The sequence below is a fragment of the Isoptericola sp. NPDC019482 genome, from assembly GCF_040632295.1.
Taxonomy (GTDB): Bacteria; Actinomycetota; Actinomycetes; order Actinomycetales; family Cellulomonadaceae; genus Isoptericola.
Window position 1 is genome coordinate 165618 of record NZ_JBEYBQ010000001.1, and the last position, 23924, is coordinate 189541.

A 23924-nucleotide genomic window follows, 5' to 3' on the forward strand; every position below is an offset into this window, starting at 1 on the left:
GCGTGAGGTCCTCCCCATCGTAGCCACCGGCGGCTGCGCGTCGCCGCTGGGCGGGTTTGACCTGAGGGGCCTCCACGGCGTAACGTCGGACAGCCGTTCCAGGTCCTTTCGCGCGCCCTTAACCGGGCTGGCGGTCCTCGGGTCGGCCCGGTCGGTGCCCCCACGCCTCGTGCGCGAGGTCCGACCTGCGACAAGACCCTGCATCGTCGAGGAACTGACGGTGTACCTCCCCGACGTTTCTTGGAGTACCTCGTGAGCAAGCGGACCTTCCAGCCGAACAACCGCCGTCGTGCCAAGACCCACGGCTTCCGGCTGCGCATGCGCACCCGTGCCGGCCGCGCCATCCTGGCGAACCGTCGGCGCAAGGGTCGCGCCGAGCTCTCTGCCTGACGGATGCTGCCCGCGGCGCACCGACTGCGCCGTTCCGTCGACTTCGAACGGACGGTGCGCCGCGGCACGCGTGCAGGTCGATCGACCGTGGTGGTGCATCTCCTCGTCGACCCCGACGCCGGCCCTGAGGCCGGCGTCGGTGCTGTCGCGGGCGGTGCGCCGTCACAGGTCGGTCTTGTCGTATCCAAGGCCGTGGGGAACGCCGTGCACCGCAACCAGGTGAAGCGTCGTCTGCGGCACATCGCCGCGGCGCACCTTTCCGAGCTCCCGGTCGGAGCCCGGATCGTCGTGCGCGCCCTGCCGGCCTCGAGCGCCGCCACGTACGCGGATCTCGACAGGGACCTCACGAGCAGCCTCGACCGTGCCCTCGCACGGTCCCGGAGGGCATCGTGACCGCCGCGGCCGTCGGCCGCGGGCGCGACGTCCTGCGGAATCTCCCGGCCGCCGTCCTCATCGGCGTCCTGCGCGTCTATCAGTCGGTGATCTCCCCGCTGACGGGGCCCACCTGCAAGTACTACCCGTCGTGCTCCCAGTACGCGATCATCGCGATCCGTACGCACGGCACGTTACGGGGAACCGGTCTCGCTCTGTGGCGGATCCTGCGGTGCAACCCGTGGAGCCTCGGCGGAGTCGACGACGTCCCACCCGCTCGCACCTCGAGCGTCGACGCTGATGTCGACGTGCCGGGCCACGAGCACCGCGGCGCAGCACACCACTGACCCTCCCGGACCGCGCCGCCGGGGACGCAGACTTTCCGACAGAGGAGACAATTCGGGATGTTCGACACCATCCTCTACCCCATCGAGTGGGTCGTGGCCTGGATCATGTACGGGGCGCACGCCCTGTTCACGACCCTCGGGATGCAGGACGGACCCGGCTGGGCCTGGGTGTTCTCGATCGTCGCCCTGACGGTCGTGATCCGTATCGCGCTGATCCCGCTGTTCTTCAAGCAGATCAAGGCCTCGCGCGGGATGCAGATGATGCAGCCCGAGCTGCAGGCCGTGCAGAAGAAGTACAAGGGCAAGACGGACCCTGCGTCCCGCGAGGCCATGGGCCGCGAGACCATGGAGCTGTACCGCAAGCACGGCACCAACCCCATGGCGTCGTGCCTGCCGATCCTCCTGCAGTCCCCGATCTTCTTCGCCCTGTTCCGGGTGCTCAACAACCTTCAGGGCATCGCCGAGGGCACGCACAAGGCGATCGGGCCGATCGACCAGCGCATCGCCGGTGACATCGAGTCGTCGAGCCTCTTCGGCGCCCAGCTGTCCGACGTCTTCCGGACCACGGACTCGACCACGTCGCGCGTGGTCGTCATCTGCCTCATCATCCTGATGAGCGCCACGATGTTCTTCACCCAGCGCCAGCTGACGATGAAGAACATGCCGAAGGCGGCCCTCGAGGGCCCGATGGCGAGCACGCAGAAGATGATGCTCTACATCCTCCCGGTGATCTTCTTGATCTCGGGCATCAACTTCCCGGTCGGCGTGCTGATCTACTGGGTCATCTCGAACCTGTGGTCGATGGGCCAGCAGTTCTACACGATCAAGAAGATGCCGGCCCCCGGCTCGGAGGCGGAGCGTCTCCTCAAGGAGAAGCAGGCGCGGAAGGCCGCGGCCAAGGGCGCGATCGAGGCGACCCCCGAGCCCGAGCCCGAGAAGCCGCGCGGGCAGCGTGAGCAGCCCAAGCGCAAGAACCGCCAGAAGCGCCGCTGAGCAGCGAGAGGAATCGAACACCGATGACCACGGACACGCCGGTGGAGCAGGGCCCCGACCGTACGAAGCGCCTCGAGGAGGAGGGCGAGATCGCGGCTGACTACCTGGAGGAGCTGCTCGACATCGCCGACCTCGACGGCGACATCGACCTGGACATCCAGCACGACCGCGCGGCGGTCGAGATCGTGGCGGACGAGCACGAGGACCTGTCGGCGCTCGTCGGTCGCGACGGGGAGGTGCTCGAGGCACTGCAGGAACTCACCCGGCTCGCCGTCCAGGCACGGACGGGGGAGCGGAGCCGTCTGATGCTCGACATCGCGGGCTTCCGCGCCGCGCGCCGGGAGGAGCTGACGGTCCTGGCCGAGGACGCCATCCGGCAGGTGCGCGAGTCCGGTCGAGAGATGGAGCTGGACCCGCTCAACGCGTTCGAGCGCAAGGTCGTGCACGACGCTGTTGCGGCGGCGGGCCTCGTGAGCGACTCGCGCGGCGTGGAGCCGGCCCGATACGTCGTGGTCCAGCCGGCCTCGGACCAGGGTGCGGCGTCGGAGTCCTGACAGCCTCGACGAGAGCCCGTTGTTTCACGTGAAACGACGGGCTCTCGTCATGTGGTGGGAGTGCAAGGGAGAGATCGTGATCGACGAGACACAGGCAGGGACGGCTGACGACGACGCGGCGCTCGGCGAGAGCGTGGCGGTGCGCGAGTATTTCGGGGACCGCTATGCCCTTATAGCGCGCTTCGCCGCGAGCCTCAGGGACGAGGGTGAGCTGCGCGGGCTCATCGGTCCGCGGGAGGTGGCGCGCCTCTGGGAGAGGCACATCCTGAACTCCGCCGCAGTGACTCCCTATCTCGGAGACGCGCGCTCGGTCGCCGACATCGGGTCGGGCGCGGGGCTCCCCGGTCTCGTCCTGGCAGTTCAGCGCCCCGACATCGAGATCCACCTCATCGAGCCGATGGAGCGCCGGACGGCGTGGCTCCAGGAGTGTGTCGAGAACTTGGGGCTGGAGAACGTGCAGGTCAGGCGCGGACGCGCGGAGGAGTATCACGACGCGTTCGAGGTCGACATCGTCACGTCACGTGCCGTGGCGGCCCTGAGCAAGCTCGCGCGGATGAGCCTGCCGCTGGTGCGCAAGGGCGGAGCGATGGTCGTGCTGAAGGGTCGCAACGTGGAACGTGAGATCGAGCCGGCCCGCAAGGTGCTGCGCTCGTTCAAGACGGCTGAGCCGGAGATCCTTGAGGGAACGACCATCGAGGACGTCGAGCCCACCACGATTCTCCGGATCCGGCGCAGCTGACCACCGGCCGCCGTCGGTCGTGGACCCAGGTCTGTCCACGGGTCGGAGTTTTGACCCGTCGCGAGGTCGCGCAGGCCGTAGAGTGAGCGCGGAGCACCGGGCCGTGGCGTCGTACGTGCCGCGATCCCGGTGCAGAGTCCCTGTGACGAACCGGAGGAGCGGCACGTGAGCACGAGTACGGAGCACGTCGACGACGTCCCGCAGAACGATGGGACCGCGACGGGCGATCCGCACGTTTCACGTGAAACCGCGCCGGACTTGGCCTGGGCGCCCGGCGGCCTTCCCTCGGCGATCGACGGATACCGCGATGCGCTCGTGGCCTCGGTTCCCGAGGCCGACGAGTCCACCCCGCTGGCAGCGCAGCTCGCGATCGACGCGCGTCGTCGGATCGAGCTGCAGGGTCGACAGTTCCCTCGGCCGGCGCGCACCCGCATCATCACGGTCGCGAACCAGAAGGGTGGCGTGGGGAAGACGACGACGACCGTCAACCTTGCCGCCGGCCTGGCCCAGTCCGGCCTCAAGGTGCTGGTCATCGACAACGACCCCCAGGGGAACGCCTCGACAGCACTGGGCCTCGAGCACCGTGCCGGTACGCCGTCGATCTACGAAGTACTCGTCGAGGACGAGCCGCTGGCGAACACGGTGCAGGAGTGCCCGTCAGTTCTGGGGCTGTACGGGGTGCCCGCGACCATCGATCTTTCCGGTGCGGAGATCGAGCTCGTCTCTCTCGTTTCACGTGAAACACGACTTCGGCGCGCACTCGACGCCTACCTGACGGAGCGCGAGCGGCGGGGTGAGGAGCAGATCGACTACGTTCTGGTCGACTGCCCCCCGAGCCTCGGACTGCTGACCGTCAACGCCTTCGTGGTCGGACGGGAAGTCCTGATCCCGATCCAGTGCGAGTACTACGCCCTCGAGGGACTGAGCCAGCTCCTCAAGACGATCGAGCTGATCAAGGCGCACCTCAACCCCGAGCTCCGAGTCTCGACCATCTTGCTCACGATGTACGACGGCAGGACGAACCTGGCGCAGCAGGTCGCCGCGGAGGTGCGGGAGCATTTCCCCGACCAGACGCTGCGGACCACCGTTCCGCGATCGGTACGCATCTCGGAGGCACCCAGCCACGCGCAGACGGTCATGACCTACGACCCAGGTTCTACGGGATCGTTGGCCTACCTCGAGGCCGCTCGGGAGCTCGCGGAGCGCGCGCCGCAGCGCGCTGACCAGCGATGACGCTAGTGGACCGCGATCGGCCACGGCTGGCGCGTCGCTCGACGAGGGAATACCGCGGTGTGCCCCGCGGCGGTGTGGCAGGTTCCCCACGGGGAGATGACAGCAACTTCAGGACGACCAGGGGAGCACGGGGCCAGATGGTTCAGGAGGCTGGAGCATGAGTCAGAAGAAGCGTGGCCTGGGTCGCGGGCTCGGCGCGTTGATCCCGTCAGGTCCGGAGGGCGATCGTCCGGTCGACGTCTTCTTCCCTGCGGGCGAGAGCCGTGATGCCGCCGAGAAGGGAGGAGCGCTGGCGACTGTGGCCGCGGATCGCTCCTCTTCGGAACCTGCTGCTGACGATTCCGGCCGGGCCTCGCGCCGTTCCGCCTCGTGGGATTCTGCGATAGCGGGAGGCCGGCTGAGCATTCGGACCGGTGCGGAATCGCCGTCGAAGGAGACGCCGGCGAACGACGGCGCTCCCGCATCAACTCTTTCTGAGGCGCCCAGCGTCGGGGACGAGCCCACCGACGTCGCGACTGAGCGCGTGGCGGAGGAGTTGCTCGGTGCCGAAGGCTTGTCACTGGGCCTCATCACGAGCATCGAGGTGGCGGACCTCGACGATGTCACGGACATTGCGTCCGCAGAGGACGACGGGGCTGAGAGCGAGGGTGTCACCTCGAACGGGACTGCTTCGACGCCCTCGAGTTCCGAGAGCCTGTCGGATCCGGCGGACGGGAACGATCGTGTTTCACGTGAAACGGAACTGAAGCCGGTCCCCGGCGCTCGTTTCGCGGAGATCCCCGTCGATTCGATCCGCCCGAACACCTGGCAGCCGCGAACGGTCTTCGACGATGGTGAGCTCGACGAGCTGGTGGCCTCGATCGCGGAGATCGGTGTCCTTCAACCGATCGTGGTGCGTCCCGACGCCTCTGAGCAGGAGCAATACGAGCTCATCATGGGTGAGCGTCGGTGGCGGGCGAGCCAGGCCGCCGGCCTCGAGACCATCCCGGCCATCGTCCGGGAGACCGACGACAGCGACATGCTGCGTGACGCCCTCCTGGAGAACCTGCACCGGGCGGCGCTCAATCCGCTCGAGGAGGCGGCGGCGTACCGCCAGCTGCTCGATGACTTCGGGTGCACTCACGAGGAGCTCGCGACGCGCATCGCGAGATCGCGGCCGCAGATCTCTAACACCCTGCGCCTTCTGAAGCTGCCCCCTCTCGTTCAGCGGCGCGTCGCAGCGGGGGTTCTTTCTGCGGGGCACGCTCGGGCTCTGCTCTCCCTGAGTGACGGTGCGGAGATCGAGCGGCTCGCCCAGCGCATCGTGTCCGAGGGGCTGTCCGTACGGGCGACGGAGGAGGTCGTCGCGCTGCTGACCAGCGGCGATGTCGAGGCTCCGACGAGGCGTGCTCCCCGCGCGGGGCAGCGAAGCGAGGCCATGGACGAGCTCGCGACACGGTTGGCCGACCGTTTCGAGACGCGCGTGAAGGTGAGCATCGGGAAGACCAAGGGGCGACTGACCGTCGAGTTCGCGTCCGTGGAGGACCTCAACAGGATTCTCGGAGTGATGGCGCCCGAGGACCCGGGCCTCCTGCGGTCCGGAGGCGCGTGACCTGTGGTACCCGTGAAACGGGCACCGCTCTCGAGGAGCGGTGCCCGTTCTTGTTGTTGGGTGGTGTGCACCACCAGCGTGGCCGCCAGCAGTGACTTGGCGAGACAGCGTGTGTCGCCCGGCGCGGAGAGTGACGAAGGCGTCGCGACGACGGAAGGGGGCGGCGTCTCGGGTGCGGCGGTGTTTCACGTAAAACGTGCTCGTCGATGTTCTTCCCGCGTAACCAGATGGTGAGTCCGGAACGACGGCCCGCGATGGCGATCAGCGTGAACGTCCTCGTGTGTGTCGCGCTTCGCGAGGGACATCGGGAAAGCGGGTATGTAGGGAGTCGAACGTGTGGCAGCGCGATGGGATCGGCCGACAGCACATGTCGGTCGTGCTGGTCGGCACGCAGGGCAGGGCCCCCTACCGACATCCGGTCGCGAGGGTGCACCTCTCAAGGCTTTGACCAGGGGGTTCTCATCCCCGGCGATTCGCGCGCGGGTGTCGGCCATCCGTCGTGCACCGGGTGCACGGGTATCGAAAGCGCCCAGCGCCCGGTGTGGTGCAGTGCCCGCGCAAGGGCAGGCGGATCAGCATCTGCGGAGATGGTGCTGGAGCATGACTCACGTGCACGGTCGAGACGCTCCCAGTGTGGGTCGTGCTGATTCTTCGGTGCGGGATGTCGGACGGCGCCTCGACGCTTTGGCATGCGGGATCGGACCGTCATGCTCGCGGGCCGGGCACTCGTGCGCTGGCGAGGGATAGGAGGCCACGGATCGACGCAGAAGGATCGCGCCCCCATTTGGGCCTTCGTCGCACGCCCGTGGGTGGGGCACGGCCGGGGGGCGGGGCAGAGCGTGGCCCAGGGGATGGAGGATGGCCCGGGCGGCGATCGTGGCCACACGGTGGCGACACGAACTGACCGCGGACGATGGTGGCGGACGCGAACTGACGCAGAGGCTGATCTTCGCCCAGTGCGGGCCGATCTGGATGACCGTTCCAGGCCGGGCACCTTGACACATGGATCAGTGCCGAATGGCGTGCGGAGAGCCGTCGGGCGACGCGCCCCGACGGCATAAGGCGTTAGGACGCCATCATCCAGATCCCGGCTGTTTCGGTCAAGTCCCAGGTGGTGGTGTAGCGCTCGGTGATCCTCATGCGGTCAGGCGCTGAGTTCGAGGACGGGGTCGGTGTTTACCTCCGTTCCTGGCTCGGTGAACGTGGTGAGTCGGCAGCGGTTCAGGAGGTCGAGGCCGAGGTAGCGGCGTCCTTCGGCCCATTCGTCGGTCTGCTCGGCCAGGACGGCTCCCACGAGTCGGACGATCGCGTCTCGGTTGGGGAAGATTCCGACCGAGTCGGTGCGGCGACGGATCTCTTTGTTCAACCGCTCAGAGGGGTTGTTGGACCAGATCTGGGTCCACACGTCCTTCGGGAAGCCGGTGAACGCGAGGATGTCGGCGCGGGCGGTGTCGAGGTGCTCGCCAACGGCGGGGAGCTTGCCGGTGACGTAGTCGAGCAGCCGGTCGAACTGGGCGTTCACCGATGCGGCGTCGGGTTGGTCGTAGACGGAGTGCAGCATGGCCTTGACCGCGGGCCACAGGCTCTTGGGCGTGATGGCCATGAGGTTCGCGGCGTAGTGGGTGCGGCACCGTTGCCAGGTCGCGCCGGGCAGGTTCGCCGCGATCGCCTCGACCAGGCCTGAGTGCGCATCGCTCGTGACGAGGCGGACCCCGGCCAGGCCGCGGGCGACGAGGTCGGCGAAGAACTCGTTCCACGCCGTCTTGGTCTCCGCGGTCGCGACCCGCATACCTAACACCTCGCGGTGCCCGTCGCCGTTGACCCCGGTCGCCACGAGCACGACGGCGTTGATGACCCGCCCGGCCTCGCGGACCTTCATCGTCAACGCGTCCGCGGCGACGAACGTGAACGGGCCTGCCTCGTCCAGGGGACGGTGGCGGAACGCCTCAACCTGTTCGTCCAGATCCGCCGCCATCCGCGAGACCTGCGACTTCGAGAGGCTGTTGATGCCGAGGGTCTTGACGAGCTTGTCCATCCGGCGGGTCGATACGCCGGCCAAGTAGCAGTCCGCGACCACCGTGATCAGCGCGGCCTCGGCCCGCTTCCTGCGCTCGAGCAGCCACTCCGGAAAGTAGGTCCCCGAACGCAGTTTCGGGACCGCGACGTCGATCGTGCCGGCCCGGGTGTCCAGATCGCGGTGCCGGTAGCCGTTGCGCTGCGCCGTGCGCGTCGTCGACCGCTGGCCCCACTCCGCGCCGACCACCGCATCGGCATCCGCGCTGAGCAGGGCGTTGATCACCGTCTGCAACAGCGATCGCATCAGATCCGGGGAGGCCTCGGTCAGGGCCTCGCCAAGCAGGCCGGCAGGGTCGACAATGTGTGGTGCGGTCATCGTGATGCTCCGTTCGAGGGTGCTGTGAAGGGTTCACTCGAAGGATCACGCGGTGGCCGCTTCACGTCTCGTCGAAGATCTCGACGACCCTGGCGACCGCGCTACACCACTATCTGGGACTCAACTGCTGTTTCACGTGAAACAGAGTCCGGCCTCGTCGATGCGTAGGCGAGGGCGTGCAGTCGCCACCTTGGCGTCTGGCGGCGTTCCACGTGAAACATGACAGCAAGGCCACGCGCAGGAGCACCGTGCGCCAGACGGCGGACCGCGGCGGCAGCCGGGGGCCCAGACACAACGCGATGTTCCATGGAGCTCTGGCTGCGGCTATGCGACGACAGCCATGAGCGGCCGAGCACAGTCACGCCCGTACGCCGCTTGTGATGAGGCGCGGTGCGGGTCGGGACCGCGGCAGGAGGACGAAGCGCACCGAGCTGCCGACGACCAGCCCACCCACAGCAGCCCTCCGTTCCATCAGCAGCGCCGGGCTGCTGGCCGGGTCGTGATTCTGCGCCGGCCACCTCGACGCGAGGGGCCAGGGCTGCACTCCAGCGGACAGGGAGTGGCCGCAGGAGGAAAACGCTGGCCGCGAAGGCACCGGGGGAGGTGGTGGTCGACAACCCGCACGACGTGACCCTCGGACGGCGAGGGAAGCGAACGAGGCGAAGTGACCGACCGTGAAGCGCGCCTGACGTCGCGTTCGAAGCGGATCTCTGCAGGTCACAGGGGCGTGACGCCTGCACCAGTCGTCTTCGCAGTGTGAGGCCAGTCGCCACCATCGAGGCCGACGAGGCGTTCCATCCTGAGCGCCCGCCTGCACCCAGCAGCCGGCCAGAGCTGTACGTGTGTCCGGCGGGGGGACGGTTCGAGGACGCCTGGGAAGCGGGTACGGGCTTGACGTCCTCGCACGCGCGGACTCGGACCGGGGCCTCTGGCGACGGGAGTCAGGAGAGCGCGAGGTCGAACGAGGACTCCGATCACTCCCCGCCTGGGGTTGCCCTGCGGACGAGCCGCCGGGAACGAGGCGTCTCCGTCACGGTGCGCCAGAGGAAGGGTGCCGATCTGGGCCGACCCGTCCTTGGCCAGAAGTGGAGTCGAGTGCGTTCTGCGTGTGGGGCGATCGGCCGGCCCGCGGGACGGCGGAGGCCGGTACCGGCGGGATCATCGAGCCCGAAGCGCTCCAAGGGCAGGGGGCCAGCGCCGGTGGTCGATGCGCGTGTCGAGGCCCAGGTGGGGGACGCCGCGCCGGCGCGAGCGCGTCGCCCGTCCCGCGGGGTGGCGACGTGAGGTCTTCACCGACCGGACAGGGGGAGGGGTGGCGGTGGTCCGTCGGTGACCGTGAGGCGGGCACTGCTGCCACGAGGCGATGGCACCCGCACGGTCGTCGAGCCGCCCCGCTGGTCCACGGGGATGGCGCCTGGGGGACCGTCGGTATGGCGGCGCGCGGGGAGGCGACCATGGCGCCCCCGGCCTCCGTGACGAGGCCGACGTCTCTGACGGGCGCCGAGCGCGGCCGGCCTCCGGGGGAGAGGGAAGCGCCTGAGCGGACGACCTCACGATGACCGCGCAGTTCGCCCATCAGCACGGGCGGTACGTGCGGCACAGGGTCTCGCCACGGGTGTGTGACGGGCGTAAGCGGACTGACCGGTCATACCGCGGATAGGGCTCAGACCGCCCGAGAGGTGATCTTCCGCGGCTATCGCTCACGGTGACGAGGGGTCGCCGCCGGCGTGGTGCGTCCGGTCGACCGGCAGGGCGTGCCGGGCATGACGAAGGCCGACCGTGTTTCACGTGAAACACGGTCGGCCTTCGTGACAGATGCTCAGGCGCTCGGCGTGAGGACCGCGTCGATCTCCTCCTGGAGTGCGCGCTTGGGGCGCGCACCGATCACGGACTTCACGAGCTCTCCGCCGGAGTAGACGTTGAGCGTCGGGATCGACGTGATGCCGTAGGCCATGGTGGTGGCCTGGTTGGCGTCGGTGTCCAGCTTCACGATCTTGATCTTGCCCTCGTACTCGTCCGAGAGCTCCTCGAGGATCGGGGCCACCATGCGGCAGGGGCCGCACCAGGTCGCCCAGAAGTCGACGAGGACGGGGACGTCGGACTCGAGGACCTCGGACTTGAACGTGTCGTCGGTGACGGCGACGGTAGCCATGTGTCCCTCCTTAGGGATCGATGGAGAAAGGTCAGCCGGCGAGCGCGGCAGGCAGCCCGTCCGGGTTGGGCACGGCCGGGGTGCCGGCGAGCGACTGCTCGCCCTCGGCGTCGGCCACCTCGGTGAGATAGGACTGCGCGTCGAGGGCCGCGGCGCATCCGGAGCCGGCAGCGGTGATCGCCTGGCGGTAGGTGTGGTCCACCGCGTCGCCGCAGGCGAAGACTCCGGGCAGGTTGGTCCGCGTGGAGCGGCCCTCGACGAGGATGTAGCCCTCGTCGTCCAGGTCGATCTGGCCCTTGACCAGGTCGGTGCGGGGGTCGTGACCGATCGCGACGAACAGGCCGGTGGTGTCGAGCTCGCGCTCCTCGCCGGTGACGGTGTCGCGCAGCGTGAGGCCGGTGACCTTGTCCTGACCAGAGATCCCGGCGACCTCGCTGTTCCAGGCGAACTCGATCTTCGGGTCCGCCTGCGCACGGTCTGCCATGATCTTCGAGGCGCGCAGCGAGTCGCGGCGGTGCACGATCGTCACCTTCGAGGCGAAGCGCGTGAGGAAGGTGGCCTCCTCCATCGCGGAGTCGCCGCCGCCGACGACGGCGATGTGCTGGTCGCGGAAGAAGAATCCGTCGCAGGTGGCGCACCACGAGACGCCACGGCCGGAGAGCTGCTTCTCCTCGGGCAGGCCGAGCTCGCGGTACGCGGACCCGGTCGCGAGGATCACCGCGCGGGCCTTGAAGGTCTCGCCGCCCCCGGTGACGACCGTCTTGACGTCACCCGTGAGCTCGACCTGCTCGGCGTCGTCCCACAGCACTCGGGCACCGAACTTCTCGGCCTGCTCGCGCATGGCCTCCATGAGGTCCGGGCCCTGGATGCCGGCGGGGAAGCCGGGGAAGTTCTCCACCTCGGTGGTGTTCATCAGGGCACCGCCCGCGGTGACGGAACCCGCGATCACGACAGGTGCCAGACCAGCCCGTGCGGCGTACACGGCCGCGGTGTAGCCCGCCGGCCCCGAGCCCACGATGACGATGTCGTGCACGGTGGCCTCACCGGTGGTGTTGGTCGGCTGATCGGTCACGTTCTCTCCTGCTCGTCTGGTGGTCGTTCGCGTCCTGCGGCGCCATCGCACTCAACACGCCGAGGGGGTGTGGTGTTCCCGGGCGACCGACGGTCGGCCTCCCGGGAACGGTCACGAGAGGACGATCTCGTTGAGCTCGACGTAGTTCTTGCCGTTCGTGGTCGGGAGCTCCGTGATCCAGATGACGAAGGAGTCCGCCACGGTCTCCTCCGAGAGGTCGAGCGTCGTCTCGGAGCTGAACGACCCCTCGGCGAGCACAGGCCCGTCGGTCGGCTTGTCTCGCGACGTCGCGCGCACCTCGACGTGCCCGCCCTCGGAGTTCGTGTTCAGCGTGATCGAGGTGACCGGGGCCGGCTCCTCGAGCTCGATGACGTACCCGAGGCCGGAACGCAGCCCGGCGAAGTCGGCGCCGTTGAACCACTGGGTGTACCAGAAGGTGGACGGGTCGCCGTCGTACGCGAGGTCGACGGCTTCGGGGTGCTGGCCGTCGCCCTCGGGGTCGAGCTGGTCGCCCGACTCGATGACGGGCCGGACCTCCGGGGTCTCCTCGGGCTCGTTCGACTCCTCGGCCGTGGGATCCTCGGCGGCCGCGCCGCCGGCGTCCTCGGTGGCTGCGGGGGTCTCGGCCACCGGCGGCGGGTCCGACGGCGACAGGACCTTCGAGACGGCCCAGAGCGCGCCCGCGAGCACGAGCACGACGACGAGGCCGAGCACGATCGGCGTCGGGTTCACCCCGCGCCGCTTGGGGGCGGGCGAGGACGCGAAGCCGCCGGTGTCCGTGCGGGGCTCTCCGCCCCCGGGCGGAGGCGGGACGGGCGCGTGGGCGGTCTGCTGCTGCACGGGCGCACCCTGGGCCGTGGGATAGGCCTGGGTGCCGTAGCCCGCCGGCGGCGCGCCGTAGGCCGCGGTCGGCGCCGCGGGCTGGGCCGAGGGCTGCTGCACGGGCGACATCGCGGCCGTGGCCTGCGCGGGAGGCACCGGCGCCTGTGCCGCGGTCGGTGCCGCGACCGGCGGCATCGCCTGCGTGGACTGGTGCGCACCCGCAGCAGCGCCGACGGCGCCGCCGACAGCGGCCGAACGGGCGATGCGCCCGCTGGCCGGACGGCGGACGGGCGGGGCCGGGGGAGGCGTGCCCGGCAGGGCGGCCCCCGTCCCGACGGCGCCCATCACGGACGAGCGGACCGGCGGCTCGGTCGACGGCTGCACGAACTGGGGGAGCGACGCGACGACGGAGACCTCGCCCCAGGGGGCCAGCGCGGCGACGACGTCACCGGGGGCGGTCGGGGCGTCCGGGGAGCCGGAGCCGAAGGTCCGGCGCACCAGGGAGTCCAGCTCGGGGTCGACGTGGGGGACCAGCGTCGACACGGGCACGACTCCGGTCTCGTCGCGCTGCGCGGGCAGCGGGCGCACGGCGTCGGGGGCGATCCAGGGCTCGTCGAGCGAGTCCCCGGGCCAGCGGGCGGTGAGCGCGTAGTAGGCGAGGGCGACGAGGTCCCGCGCGTCCGCGGCGGCCGCGCCGGAACCCGTGACGTGCTCGCGGCCGCCGTCGACCCCGGCGAGCGCGGCGTCGATGCCGAGCCCGGTCACGACGACGCGGTGGCCGTCCACCCGGACGGCCTCGGGCCGCAGCGCCAGGTGGTGCACACCGCGCTGCCCGGCGGCCTCGAGGGCCGCCGCGGCCTCGCCGACGACGGCGCGCGCCTGCTGCGCGTCGACCAGGCCGCCGGAGACGACCTCCGTGAGCGTCGTGCCGCGGTAGGGCTCGGAGATGATGTAGCTGCGGGGACCCGCGCCGAGGTCGGTGCTGCCGACGTCGAGCACGCGGGAGAGCCGCGGGTCGGCGACGAGCGCGGCCCGGCGGGCCGCGTCGAGCGCGGCGGACGCGTACTGGCCGTCGACGAACGTCACGCGGACGGGACGGTCCAGGATCTGGTCGTGCGCTTCCCACGCCTCGGCTGCGGCGAGGTCGGTGTCCGCGAGCTGGACGAGTCGATAGCGATCGACCATGACGGTCCCGGGATGGGCGGTGCTCACCTGTGCTCCTCGGTGGGGGTGCGGGGGGAGAGGGTCCTCCGGTCCATCGGACCATGGTACGGGCGGGCCCGTGGCCGCGAGGCCGGGCCCGGCGGGCGTGCCCGCAGGGCCCTCACGGAACCCGCGCGCGCCGGGCACGCGACCGGCGTCATCGCTTGATCCGGCGGAGGACGGGGGCGAGCGCGTCGTCGAGCTCGCGCACGTGCAGGACCTTCAGCGCGAGGACGTACCCGACGATCATCACGATCCCGGCGACGGCCGTCACGAGCAGCGAGTGCCCCCACGAGCTCACGTCGTAGCCGTCGAGGAGGCGCACGGTCAGCCACCCCAGGAGGGCGGCGATCAGCGCGCCGATCAGCGCGCGGACGTACAGCCGCAGCACGCGTCGGCCGTCCATGCCGTGGAGCTTGCGGCGCATGCCGCGCACCCGCAGCAGCAGGGAGATCCACGTGGACAGGGCGTACGCGCCGCCGGCGGCCACGGCCCACCATTCGGGAGCCAGCAACCGCGTCGCGCCCCACAGCACGAGCACCATCGAGACGGTCGCGATGACCTGGATGCCGAAGATGCTGCGGCCGTCCTCGAAGGCGAAGTACATGCGGCGCACCAGCACCGTCGCGCCGAGGGCGATGATGCCGACCGCCATGGCCTGGATGATCGGCGCGACGGCCGCGATGCCGTCCTGCCCGAGCGAGGGCAGCAGCGCGCCGGTCAGCGGGACGGCGAGGACGGCGAGGACCGCTGTGGAGAACACGGAGAAGACGCCCGCGGAGCGCATCCCCAGGGACATGTCGCGCCGCACACCCGGGATGTCCCCGGCCTGGACCGCTGCCGTCATGCGCGGGAACAGCACCGTGACGATGGAGACGACGACGAGCGAGTGGGGCAGCAGGTAGATCGTCATGGCGTTGGTGTACGCGGCGTTTCCGGCGACCACCACGTCGGGATCGGTCACGGAGCGGCCAGCGGACCACAGCACGTTGGTGAGGAAGAGGACGCCGACCTGCTCGAGGGCCACGGCACCGATGGTCCAGCCGACGACCGAACCTGCCGCGCGGAGTCCGATCCCTCGGAAGCCGAACCGGAAGCGCCAGCGGAATCCCGAACGACGCAGAGCGACCACGAGCACCAGGGCCTGGGCCGCGATACCGAGCGTCGCCGTCCCGGCGAGCACCGCCGTCTGCGCCGTCGACCACTGGGACAGGTCCGAGATGCCGAGGTCCGGCGCCGCCCCCCACACCAGGAGAAACGTGCCGAACCCGATCAGCGACACCAGGTTGTTCGCCACGGGCGCCACGCCGTAGGCGCCGAACTTCCCCTGTGCGTTGAGTACCTGGCCCAGCAGCATGTAGAGCCCGTAGAAGAAGACCTGAGGGATGCACCAGTACGCGAACACGATCGCGAGGTGGCGCGCGTCAGGGTCGAGGGGCGCGGAGACCGTGGAGAGCCAGACGATCAACGGCGCCGCGATGACGAGCACCGCGGTGAGCAGGAGGAGACCAAGCCCGGAGAGGCTGAGCAGCTTGTCGAGCCGCTCGCGGGCGTTGTGGGCGTTCATCGCCCGCAGGATCTGCGGGATCAGCACGGCCTGGAGGACGCCGGCCGAGATCAGCGCGAACAGCATGTTCGGCAGCTTGTTCGCGATGTCGAACGCGTCGGCGACCGTGCCGACGGCACCGACGCAGGCCACCAGCAGCATGGCGCGGATCAGCCCCGAGGCGCGCGACGCGATCGTGCCCAGCGTCATCACGAGGGAGCCACGGCCGAGGCTGGTGCGTCGCACGGCGTCGGCGCCGCCACCGTCGTCACCGCCACCACCGGCACCATTACTACCCGCACCGGCGTCGTCGCCGTCCGCACGGGCAGCGGCGCCCTGGCCCGGCCCACCGCCGGCGGGGTCGGCGACCGGGTGCCAGCTGGCACCGGCGGCGCCGGTCGGTGACGCCGGGTCGGTCGCGTCGCCCTCGCCGGGCAGGTCGGGCCGGCCGTCGTCGGGGAAGGCGGACGTCGAAGTCATGAGGGGTCGGTCTCCGTGGCCTGGGCGGGGGGCGTGCGTGTGGCGGGGGCCCCGCCGCCACCGGGGTCGTCCGGCGGGTCGTGCGGGTGGTCGGGCAGGTCGCCCGCATCGCGGTCGGGCAGATCGCGGTCGGGCAGATCGCGATCGGGCACGTCGCGGTCGGGTGCAGCGACGTCGCCGCCCGCCGGGGCGTCGGGTCCCTGCGGGTCGGCCGCGGCGGCCGCGACCCCCTCGCCGGTGGTGCGCGCCGACGACCGTCCCCGACGCACGGTACGCCAGATGCCGCCGAGGAACAGGAGCGCGACCAGCACGGCGACGACGGCGGTGCCGGCGGTCTCCCAGCCGGCGCGGACGCGCAGGGAGAAGCTGGTCGGCCCGGCGACGACGGTGCCGCTCGGTGCGAGGACCTCGACCTGCACGGTGACGTCGCCGGAGCCGATGGCACGCACGGGGACGTGCACGTTCGTGGCGGTGCCGGCAGGGACGACGACCGTGGGGCGCGACTCGACGACCAGCCGGGACGCGTCGGGCCGCAGCACCACGGTGACGGTGGCGTCCACGGGGAGGTCGTTCGAGACGGTCACGGGCAGCTTGCCGGTGTCGGAGACGAGCGTGACGTTGGAGCGGTCGGCGACCCCGATGCCCTGCTGGAGGGCGTCGGCCTGCTCGACGGCGAGGTCGACGGCGCGGTCGCGGGCCTCGCGCTCGGTGCGCGCGGCGACGGCGAGCGGGGCGACGAGCGCCTGGTCGGCATCGCCGCTCAGCTCGACGGGGTCGCTCGCCACGGTCGAGAACGCGGCGAGGTCGCGGTGGGCGTCGAGGAGGCGGCGCACGGAGGACGGCGCCAGCTCGCCCTTGGACCGACCGGCCCGCTCGCCCCGCGCGGGGTCGTCGCGCTGGACGCGGGAGGCCGGGGCGGCGACGGTCTCCGAGAGCGGGACGACGTCGGCCCACGACGCCTCGTCGAGGGCACCGAGGACCGCCCCCACAAGGGCGGGGTCGGGGGACCAGTCGCGCGGGAGCGCGGCCAGCAGGTGCAGGTCCTCCTGGCCGGACTCCGCCTGCTGCAGGGCGACGAGCGCGGCGTCGGCCAGCACCCGCGTGGACGCCTCGGCGGCGGTGGGCGCATCGGTGTCGTCGGTCAGAGTGGTGAGCGCGGACGAGAGGCCGGCGTCGGCGACGAGGGCCGGCACCTTGCCAGACGGCGTCTCCACGGCCGTGCGGGCGGAGGCGGCCGCGCCGTCGTCGGGGGCGAGCCCGTCGGCGACGACGACCTGGTCGACCGAGGCCTCGCGCCCCGCGGACAGGGTCGCGACGTCCGGCCGGCCGTCCGGCCAGGCGAGGGTGAGGTCCCAGCCCTCCGGACGCTGCCACGCCGAGCCGAGCGCGGCCTCGCCGCCGGTCGCCGCAGCGACGTCCGCCCGGGACGGCTCGGCGTGCGCCACCGCCGCGAGGTCGGGGTCGTAGCCGGGCAGGACGGCGACGTCGGCCGGCTCGCCGGTGGCCGCGGTGCGGAGGGTGCTGCTCGTCAGGCTCGCCGACGTCGCGGCGTCGGCGTCGTCGTCGCCGACAGCGGGTGCCCCGGTGAGCCGGGTGGCCCACGCCTGGGCGTCCTCGTCGCCCGTGGCGGCGGCCGCGGCGACCAGCGCGGGGTCGACGGCGAGCGACATGCCGGGGGAGGAGCCGGTGACGGCCGCGGCGTCGAGCAGGCGGGTCAGCCGTCCGCCGTCGGCGGTCGCGGTGCCGAGCGCCAGGTCGTAGCCGTCCGGGTCGAGCGGGTCGACGGCGGGCCCCGTGACGGGCGCGGCCACGCTCACCGAGACCGGGTCGGGCGCGTCGCCCGCGGGCGCGAACAGGAGGAAGGTGTGCACGACGTCGAGCGTCGCGTCGCCGCGGGTCAGCGCGACGGACATCTCGCGCGGCCCCCAGGGGTTCTCCGCGCTGAGGCCGAGGACGTCGACCTCGAGCTCCATCGTCACCCGCGTGGAGTCTCCGGGCGCGAGTCGGTCGACGGCCGCGCCGTCCTGGCGCGATCCTGCGGTGCTGGTGCCGCCGTCGTCCGCCCAGGCCGCCAGGTCCTCGCGCGAGGTGACCGGCCGCCACGCGACGCCGAGGTCGAGCTGGGCGCCGTCGAGCACCGTGTCGGTGCCGTTGGTGACCTGGAGGGTGAGGGTCACGGTGGAGCCAGGCGCGGCGAGCACGGGCGCGGAGCTCACGAGCTCGACGGTCGCCTCGCCGTCGCGCGCGGCCGGCACGACCGAGGGCGACGGGATGGCAGCCGACGCCATGGTGCCGGGGAAGGCGACCAGCGCGCCCGTCAGGAGCAGCCCGGCGAGCACGAGGAGGACGGCGGACAGGCGGGCCGGACGGGCGGGCGTAGGCGCGGGTGCCGCGCAGGCACCCGACGGTCGGGAGGCGGTCACGCGGCGGGCCTCACTCGACTGCTCCGAGGCCGGGGTGGCCGAGCACCTCGGGCGTGCGGCGCAGCACCTGCTGCGCGACGATCGCGAGGCGCTGCTCGTTGGGGTACGAGAGGCGGTCCGTCAGCTGCTCGACCGGCACCCAGAGCGCGTCCTCCGCCTCGCCGTCGGGGTCGCCCTCGGCGGTGATGGTGCCGCCCTCCGCGCGCAGGAGGAAGTGGTGCACCACCTTGTGGACGCGGTGGTCCTCGCCGCTGAACCAGTAGTCGATGACGCCCAGGCGGGTGCGGATCGTCCCCAGGATGCCCGTCTCCTCGCGGATCTCGCGGACGGCGGCCTGCTCCGGCGTCTCCTCGCCCTCCAGGTGCCCCTTGGGCAGGCACCACTCGAGCCGGCCGCCGCGGTTGCGCCGCACGATCACGGCCGCCTCCGGGCCGCCCGCAGCGACCTGCACCACGAGCCCGCCCGCCGACGTCTCCTCGTGGACGGGCAGGTGCGTCGTCGTGCCCGACGGGGCCACTCCGACGACGGCGGGCGTCGCCGTGCCGCGCGGGCCGGCCAGGCGCGCCGGGTCGACCTTGAGCGGGTGTCCTCCCGGTGGCACGGGGACCGGCGCGGCCGGGCGCCGGCGCCGCGGGCCGGGAACCGGGGCCGGGGATGACATGCGCCCCACCCTACCGAGTGACGACGCCCCGCCGGCCCAGCCGCCGGGGCGCGCACGCCCAGGATCTGGGAGGATGGGACGCCGTGTCGACCCCTGAACCCCCGGCCCCCGCCGCGCTGCTGCGCCGCGCCCTCGCCGTGCTGACCGAGATGGCCCCCGCGGCCGTCGAGCTGGGCGAGGTGTTCCGTGCCGCCGGGCACGAGCTCGCGCTGGTCGGAGGGCCTGTCCGCGACGCCTTCCTCGGCCGCACCAGCAACGACCTGGACTTCGCGACGTCGGCCTCGCCCGACGAGACGCAGGCCCTGCTGGCCCGCTGGGGCGACGCCCACTGGGACATCGGCAAGGAGTTCGGCACCATCGGGGCGCGGCGGTTCGCGCGTGCCGGGGGCAGGTCCGGCGTCGGCGCAGGAAGGGTGTCGGGCGACGTCGTCGTCGAGGTCACCACCTACCGCACCGACGAGTACGACCCGGCCTCCCGCAAGCCCGTCGTCGCGTTCGGGGACACCCTCGACGGCGACCTGTCCCGGCGCGACTTCACGGTCAACGCGATGGCGGTGCGCCTGCCGGACCTCACGTTCGTCGACCCGTTCGACGGGCTGTCCGACCTGGCCCGGGGAGTGCTGCGCACCCCGATCGCGCCGGAGCGGTCGTTCGACGACGACCCCCTGCGCATGATGCGCGCGGCGCGCTTCGCCGGCCAGCTCGGGTTCGCCGTCGAGCCCGCGACCCGGCAGGCGATCGTCGACATGGCGGGCCGCATCGACATCGTCTCCGCCGAGCGGGTGCAGGCGGAGATCTCCAAGCTGCTGCTGAGCGACCGCCCCCGCGCAGGCCTCGAGGTGCTCGTCGACACGGGCCTGGCCGACCACGTGCTGCCCGAGCTGCCCGCGCTGCGGCTGGAGATCGACGAGCACCACCGCCACAAGGACGTCTACCAGCACTCGCTCACCGTGCTCGAGCAGGCGATCGCGCAGGAGACCGGCCCGGACGGCCCGGTGCCCGCGCCCGACCTCGTGCTGCGGCTCGCCTCTCTGCTGCACGACGTCGGCAAGCCGGCCACCCGCCGCTTCGAGCCCGGCGGCGGCGTGAGCTTCCACCACCACGAGGTGGTCGGCGCGAAGCTGGTGGCCAAGCGGCTGCGCGCGCTCAAGTACGAGAAGCAGGTGGTCAAGGACGTGGCGCGGCTCGTCGAGCTGCACCTGCGCTTCCACGGCTACGGCGAGGGGCAGTGGACGGACTCCGCGGTGCGCCGCTACGTCACCGACGCGGGCCCGCTGCTGGAGCGCCTGCACCGGCTGACGCGCGCCGACTCCACGACGAGGAACAAGCGCAAGGCGCAGCGTCTCGCCGACACGTACACCGACCTCGAGCACCGCATCGCCGCCCTGCGCGAGCAGGAGGAGATCGACGCGATCCGTCCGGACCTGGACGGGTCGCAGATCATGGCGATCCTCGGCATCGCGCCCGGGCCCGCCGTCGGGCAGGCGTACAAGCACCTGCTGGCCCTGCGGATGGAGCACGGTCCGCTCGGCGCGGAGCGCGCCGAGCAGGAGCTGCGCGCCTGGTGGGCGGGCCGCGAGGGCTGACCGACCCTCCCGCGCCAGGGCGCGGCGGGTCTATCCTCACGCTTGCGCGCGGGCCCGACGGCGAGCCCCGGAGCGCGACGAGCGGAGGCTGGGCATGAGCGGTGCCGGGGTGACGTCGGGCGGTGCGTCCGGCGGGACGGCCGGTGGCGTGCGCGGAGCGGGCGGCGACGCGGGGGCGCGCGACCGGCGCGCACGCCTCGTCGTGTCGGCGTTCTACCTGGTGCAGGGCATGTGCTTCGCGGGGCTCCTGGCGCAGGTGCCGACGCTCCAGCACGACCTGGGTATCTCGGACGGCACGCTGACGCTGATCCTGCTGCTGGTGCCGGTCGTGGCCGGCGTCGGCAGCGTGCTGGCCGGGGCCCTGGCCCCGCGGGTCGGCAGCGCCCGCCTGCTGCACGTGTGCGGGCCGCTCGTGGCGCTCGCGGTGCTGGGCGCGGGCCTGGCGCTGAGCGTCACGGTGCTCTACCCCGTGGTCGCGGCGGTGGGGCTGTTGCTCGGCCTGGTCGACGCGAGCATGAACATGCAGGGCGTGGAGGTGGAGCAGCGGTACGGCCGCAGCCTGCTCAACTCCTTCCACGGCGCATGGAGCGTCGGCGGCATCCTCGGGTCGCTCGCGGCCGTGCTGGCGCACTCGCTGGGCTGGTCGCTCGCCGCCGGGCTGGGGCTCGTCGCCGCGGTGGGCGTCGCCGTCGACCTCGTGGCGACGGCGGCCGCGTCCGGGGGCGGCGCCCCGCGTCCGGCCGCGCGGGAGACGGTGCCCGGCCTGGTGTCGGGGGACCGCGCGCTCCGCACCGTGAACGGGGTGCCGGAACCGGCCGGCCCTGTCGGCCGGGAGCGGGTCGACGCCGGCTCGCCCCGCGCCGCGCGTCCGCCGTGGGGGCCGCTCGTCCTGGTGGGCCTCGCCGTGACGATCGTGTACGTCGCGGACTCGGCGACGTCGAACTGGTCCACCAAGTACATCCAGGACGCGCTGGGCGCGGCGGCGAACGTCGCCCCGCTGGGTCTCGCCGCCTACCTGGGCTGCCAGCTGATCGGCCGGCTCGCGGCCGATCGGCAGGTCAACCGGTTCGGGCCGGTGGCGCCCGTGGCCGTCGGCGGGATCGTGGGGGCGGCGGGCCTCGCCGCTGTGACGCTCGCCCCCGGGCCGTGGGTCGCCGTCGTCGGCTTCGGGCTCACCGGGCTCGGCCTGAGCGTCGTGGTGCCGCTGGCGTTCTCGGTGGCGGGCCGGCTCGACCCTGAGGGCACGGGCGTCGCGGTGGCGCGCGTGAACCTCTTCAACTACGTGGGGTTCGTCGTGGGGGCGGGACTGATCGGCGGCGTCGCCGAGCTGCTCAGCATGCGGCTGGCGTTCGCCGTCCCCGCGCTGCTCGCGCTCGGCGTGATCGCCCTGGCGCCGGCGTTCAAGGTCGCGGCGCGCGACGACGTCGCTGCTCCGTCCGCCGCCCCCTGACGTCGGGGACGACGACGGGCGGTCACCGTCGTGCGACGGTGACCGCCCGTGGCGGCCGAGGCGGCGCCGCCGGCCCGTGACGGGGCCGGCGACCGGTCAGTGCGCCGCCGGCATCCCCTCGCCGTCGGGCGAGGCGGGCACGCGCCGCAGCAGGAGCGACAGCCCCACCGCGACGAGCATGATCGCCGCGCCCCACACGAACGCGTCGCCGACGCCCTCGGCGAGCGCGACCTGCGCCGTCGCGCCGTCCTCCATGAGGGCGACGGACCGCGTGGTCATCACCGCGACGAACATCGCGGTGCCGGCCGCGCCGGCGAGCTGCTGCACGGTGCCGATCGCGGCCGACCCGTGCGAGTACAGGGGCGGCGTGAGCGACGACAGCGCCGAGGTGAACAACGGCGTGAACATGAACGCCAGGCCGAGGCTCAGCGTGACGTGCAGCGCCAGGATGTACCAGGGCGACGAGTCCGCGTGCACCTGCGTGAACAGGGCCAGGGCGACCGTCACGACGGCCAGGCCGGGCGTGACGAGAGGGCGCGGGCCCACGCGGTCGTAGAGCCGTCCGACGACCGGGCCGAGCAGACCCATGAGGGCACCGCCCGGAAGGACCACGAGTCCCGTCCACAGCGGGTCGAGACCGATGGCCTGCTGCAGGAACAGCGGCAGCAGGATCAGCGAGCCGAACATCGCGAGCATGCCGACCGCCATGATCGCGAGGCCGACGGAGAACGCGCGGAACCGGAACACGCTCAGGTCGAGCAGCGCGCGGTCGTCGCGGGCCAGGAGGAGCTGGCGCCAGGCGAACAGGCCGAGCGTCACCACGCCGACGGCGATCGGGATCCACGGCGCGACGGGCGGAGCGTGCCGCGCGGCCTCGCCGAGACTGGACAGGCCGTACACGAGGCCGCCGAACGCCACAGCCGCGAGGAACAGCGACAGCGGATCGAGGCGCGAGTGTGTACGGTCGGCGACGTCCCGGACGTACAAGAAGCCCATGACCAGCGCGAGCAGCGCGATCGGGAGCACGATGCCGAAGACCCAGCGCCAGCTCAGCGAACTGAGGATCACCCCGGACACGAAGGGCCCGAGCGCCGGCGCGGCGGCCATGACGATGGAGATGTTGCCCATCACCTTGCCGCGGATCGCCGGCGGTACGACCGTCATGATCGTCGTCATGAGCAGCGGCATCATGATCGCCGTGCCCGACGCCTGCACGATGCGGCCGCCCAGCAGCCAGCCGAAGCCGGGGGCGAGCGCGGCGAGCAGGGTGCCCGCGCTGAACAGGGACATCGCGAGCAGGTAGGCGCCGCGCGTGCCGAGGCGCTGCAGCAGGAACCCGGTGGCCGGGATGATCACCGACATCGTGAGCATGAACGCGGTGGTGAGCCACTGACCGGTGCTCGCGGTGATGCCGAGGTCGGTCATGAGCGGGGCCAGGGCCACGCTCATCGTCGTCTCGTTGAGGATGACGACGAACGCCGAGCCCAGCAGCAGCGCGATGACGGTGAACTGCTGGCGCGTGAGGCGCTGGGGCACGGCCTCGTCGATGACGATGCCGCGCGGGGGAACCGTGGTGTCGGCCGTGCTGGGAGTGGTCGCGGGGGTCAGGGCAGCCTCCGGGGTCGGCGCGTCGGGTGGGGCGGTGTCGGTCTGTCGGGGGGCTGGCACGCTGTGCTCCGCTCGCGTCGTGCCGGGTGAGCCCGGCGGAGGGCAGGCGAGGGCCGACGCCGGTGGGCGCGGCACGTCGTCGTGGTCGGTCGTGGCCCCGGGGGCGGTCACCCCGGTGCGGTCATGGTGCGGTCGCCGGACGGGCGAGACCGTACTGTGTACGACCACGAACCATCCTGCGATATTCCCGCTCCCGGTGACGACCTGTTTTCCGGGCGGAACTCGTCGGTCCGGGCGGAACCGTGGACAG

The 23924-nt window shown here is 72.0% G+C and carries 18 protein-coding genes; 10 read left to right on the forward strand and 8 right to left on the reverse strand.

Features of this window, described 5'->3' with window-relative positions:
* Positions 1-252 precede the first annotated feature (252 nt).
* The 8 genes from rpmH (at position 253) to ABZ493_RS00785 (ending at position 6219) form a co-directional block, all read left to right on the forward strand.
* Complete coding sequence (gene rpmH / locus ABZ493_RS00750; RefSeq protein ID WP_013840089.1) at positions 253-390, forward strand: 50S ribosomal protein L34; 138 nt, start codon at positions 253-255, stop codon at positions 388-390.
* A 3-nt stretch (positions 391-393) separates the two neighbouring features.
* On the forward strand, positions 394-783 hold the full coding sequence (gene rnpA / locus ABZ493_RS00755; protein ID WP_430580267.1) for a ribonuclease P protein component: 390 nt from the start codon (positions 394-396) through the stop codon (positions 781-783).
* Entirely contained in the window at positions 780-1109 is a 330-nt protein-coding gene (yidD, locus tag ABZ493_RS00760; protein WP_430580268.1) for a membrane protein insertion efficiency factor YidD, read from the forward strand. Before rnpA ends, yidD begins: the two co-directional genes overlap by 4 nt.
* A gap of 57 nt (positions 1110-1166) precedes the next feature.
* On the forward strand, positions 1167-2102 hold the full coding sequence (gene yidC / locus ABZ493_RS00765; RefSeq protein WP_430580269.1) for a membrane protein insertase YidC: 936 nt from the start codon (positions 1167-1169) through the stop codon (positions 2100-2102).
* Between the two features lie 23 nt (positions 2103-2125).
* Positions 2126-2656 carry a R3H domain-containing nucleic acid-binding protein gene (locus ABZ493_RS00770; protein WP_430580270.1) on the forward strand — a complete coding sequence of 177 codons (531 nt, stop codon included), beginning with the start codon at positions 2126-2128 and terminating at the stop codon, positions 2654-2656.
* Between the two features lie 79 nt (positions 2657-2735).
* Entirely contained in the window at positions 2736-3395 is a 660-nt protein-coding gene (rsmG, locus tag ABZ493_RS00775; protein ID WP_430580489.1) for a 16S rRNA (guanine(527)-N(7))-methyltransferase RsmG, read from the forward strand.
* Between the two features lie 291 nt (positions 3396-3686).
* Positions 3687-4628 (forward strand): AAA family ATPase, encoded by a 942-nt coding sequence (locus ABZ493_RS00780; RefSeq protein ID WP_430580490.1) that lies wholly within the window; start codon positions 3687-3689, stop codon positions 4626-4628.
* A gap of 157 nt (positions 4629-4785) precedes the next feature.
* Positions 4786-6219, forward strand: coding sequence for a ParB/RepB/Spo0J family partition protein (locus tag ABZ493_RS00785; protein ID WP_430580271.1), 1434 nt, complete (start codon positions 4786-4788; stop codon positions 6217-6219).
* Positions 6220-7363: 1144 nt separating this feature from the next.
* Here the strand turns inward: ABZ493_RS00785 and ABZ493_RS00790 are convergent.
* The 7 genes from ABZ493_RS00790 to ABZ493_RS00820 form a co-directional block, all read right to left on the reverse strand.
* Positions 7364-8611, reverse strand: a complete 1248-nt coding sequence (locus ABZ493_RS00790) for an IS256 family transposase (protein WP_430580272.1) — start codon at positions 8609-8611, stop codon at positions 7364-7366.
* Positions 8612-10430: 1819 nt separating this feature from the next.
* On the reverse strand, positions 10431-10763 hold the full coding sequence (trxA, locus tag ABZ493_RS00795) for a thioredoxin (RefSeq protein WP_416344037.1): 333 nt from the start codon (positions 10761-10763) through the stop codon (positions 10431-10433).
* A 31-nt stretch (positions 10764-10794) separates the two neighbouring features.
* Complete coding sequence (gene trxB / locus ABZ493_RS00800) at positions 10795-11835, reverse strand: thioredoxin-disulfide reductase (protein ID WP_430580273.1); 1041 nt, start codon at positions 11833-11835, stop codon at positions 10795-10797.
* Positions 11836-11946: 111 nt separating this feature from the next.
* Positions 11947-13869: a hypothetical protein gene (locus ABZ493_RS00805; RefSeq protein WP_430580274.1), complete on the reverse strand. Its 1923-nt coding sequence runs from the start codon at positions 13867-13869 to the stop codon at positions 11947-11949.
* Between the two features lie 148 nt (positions 13870-14017).
* Positions 14018-15886: a lipid II flippase MurJ gene (locus ABZ493_RS00810; protein ID WP_430580275.1), complete on the reverse strand. Its 1869-nt coding sequence runs from the start codon at positions 15884-15886 to the stop codon at positions 14018-14020.
* On the reverse strand, positions 15883-18309 hold the full coding sequence (locus tag ABZ493_RS00815; RefSeq protein ID WP_430580276.1) for a DUF6049 family protein: 2427 nt from the start codon (positions 18307-18309) through the stop codon (positions 15883-15885). Before ABZ493_RS00815 ends, ABZ493_RS00810 begins: the two co-directional genes overlap by 4 nt.
* Before the next feature lie 10 nt (positions 18310-18319).
* Positions 18320-18970, reverse strand: a complete 651-nt coding sequence (locus ABZ493_RS00820; RefSeq protein WP_430580277.1) for an NUDIX hydrolase — start codon at positions 18968-18970, stop codon at positions 18320-18322.
* A gap of 83 nt (positions 18971-19053) precedes the next feature.
* On the opposite strand from ABZ493_RS00820, the gene ABZ493_RS00825 reads away from it, so the two are divergent.
* Together ABZ493_RS00825 and ABZ493_RS00830 are read left to right on the forward strand one after the other, a co-directional pair.
* The gene (locus ABZ493_RS00825) at positions 19054-20556 is read left to right on the forward strand and encodes a CCA tRNA nucleotidyltransferase (RefSeq protein ID WP_430580278.1); all 1503 of its coding nucleotides are present in this window, start codon (positions 19054-19056) and stop codon (positions 20554-20556) included.
* A 94-nt stretch (positions 20557-20650) separates the two neighbouring features.
* Positions 20651-22006 (forward strand): MFS transporter, encoded by a 1356-nt coding sequence (locus tag ABZ493_RS00830; protein WP_430580279.1) that lies wholly within the window; start codon positions 20651-20653, stop codon positions 22004-22006.
* 96 nt (positions 22007-22102) lie between these two features.
* Here the strand turns inward: ABZ493_RS00830 and ABZ493_RS00835 are convergent, their stop codons facing one another.
* On the reverse strand, positions 22103-23674 hold the full coding sequence (locus tag ABZ493_RS00835; protein ID WP_430580280.1) for an MDR family MFS transporter: 1572 nt from the start codon (positions 23672-23674) through the stop codon (positions 22103-22105).
* Positions 23675-23924: the final 250 nt, after the last annotated feature.

Coding starts and splice junctions, on each gene's coding strand:
- rnpA (WP_430580267.1), top strand. CDS start 394: ATGCTGCCCGCGGCGCACCGACTGCGCCGTTCCGTCGACTTCGAACGG.
- yidC (WP_430580269.1), top strand. CDS start 1,167: ATGTTCGACACCATCCTCTACCCCATCGAGTGGGTCGTGGCCTGGATC.
- ABZ493_RS00770 (WP_430580270.1), top strand. CDS start 2,126: ATGACCACGGACACGCCGGTGGAGCAGGGCCCCGACCGTACGAAGCGC.
- ABZ493_RS00785 (WP_430580271.1), top strand. CDS start 4,786: ATGAGTCAGAAGAAGCGTGGCCTGGGTCGCGGGCTCGGCGCGTTGATC.
- ABZ493_RS00790 (WP_430580272.1), bottom strand. CDS start 8,611: ATGACCGCACCACACATTGTCGACCCTGCCGGCCTGCTTGGCGAGGCC.
- trxA (WP_416344037.1), bottom strand. CDS start 10,763: ATGGCTACCGTCGCCGTCACCGACGACACGTTCAAGTCCGAGGTCCTC.
- ABZ493_RS00810 (WP_430580275.1), bottom strand. CDS start 15,886: ATGACTTCGACGTCCGCCTTCCCCGACGACGGCCGGCCCGACCTGCCC.
- ABZ493_RS00820 (WP_430580277.1), bottom strand. CDS start 18,970: ATGTCATCCCCGGCCCCGGTTCCCGGCCCGCGGCGCCGGCGCCCGGCC.
- ABZ493_RS00830 (WP_430580279.1), top strand. CDS start 20,651: ATGAGCGGTGCCGGGGTGACGTCGGGCGGTGCGTCCGGCGGGACGGCC.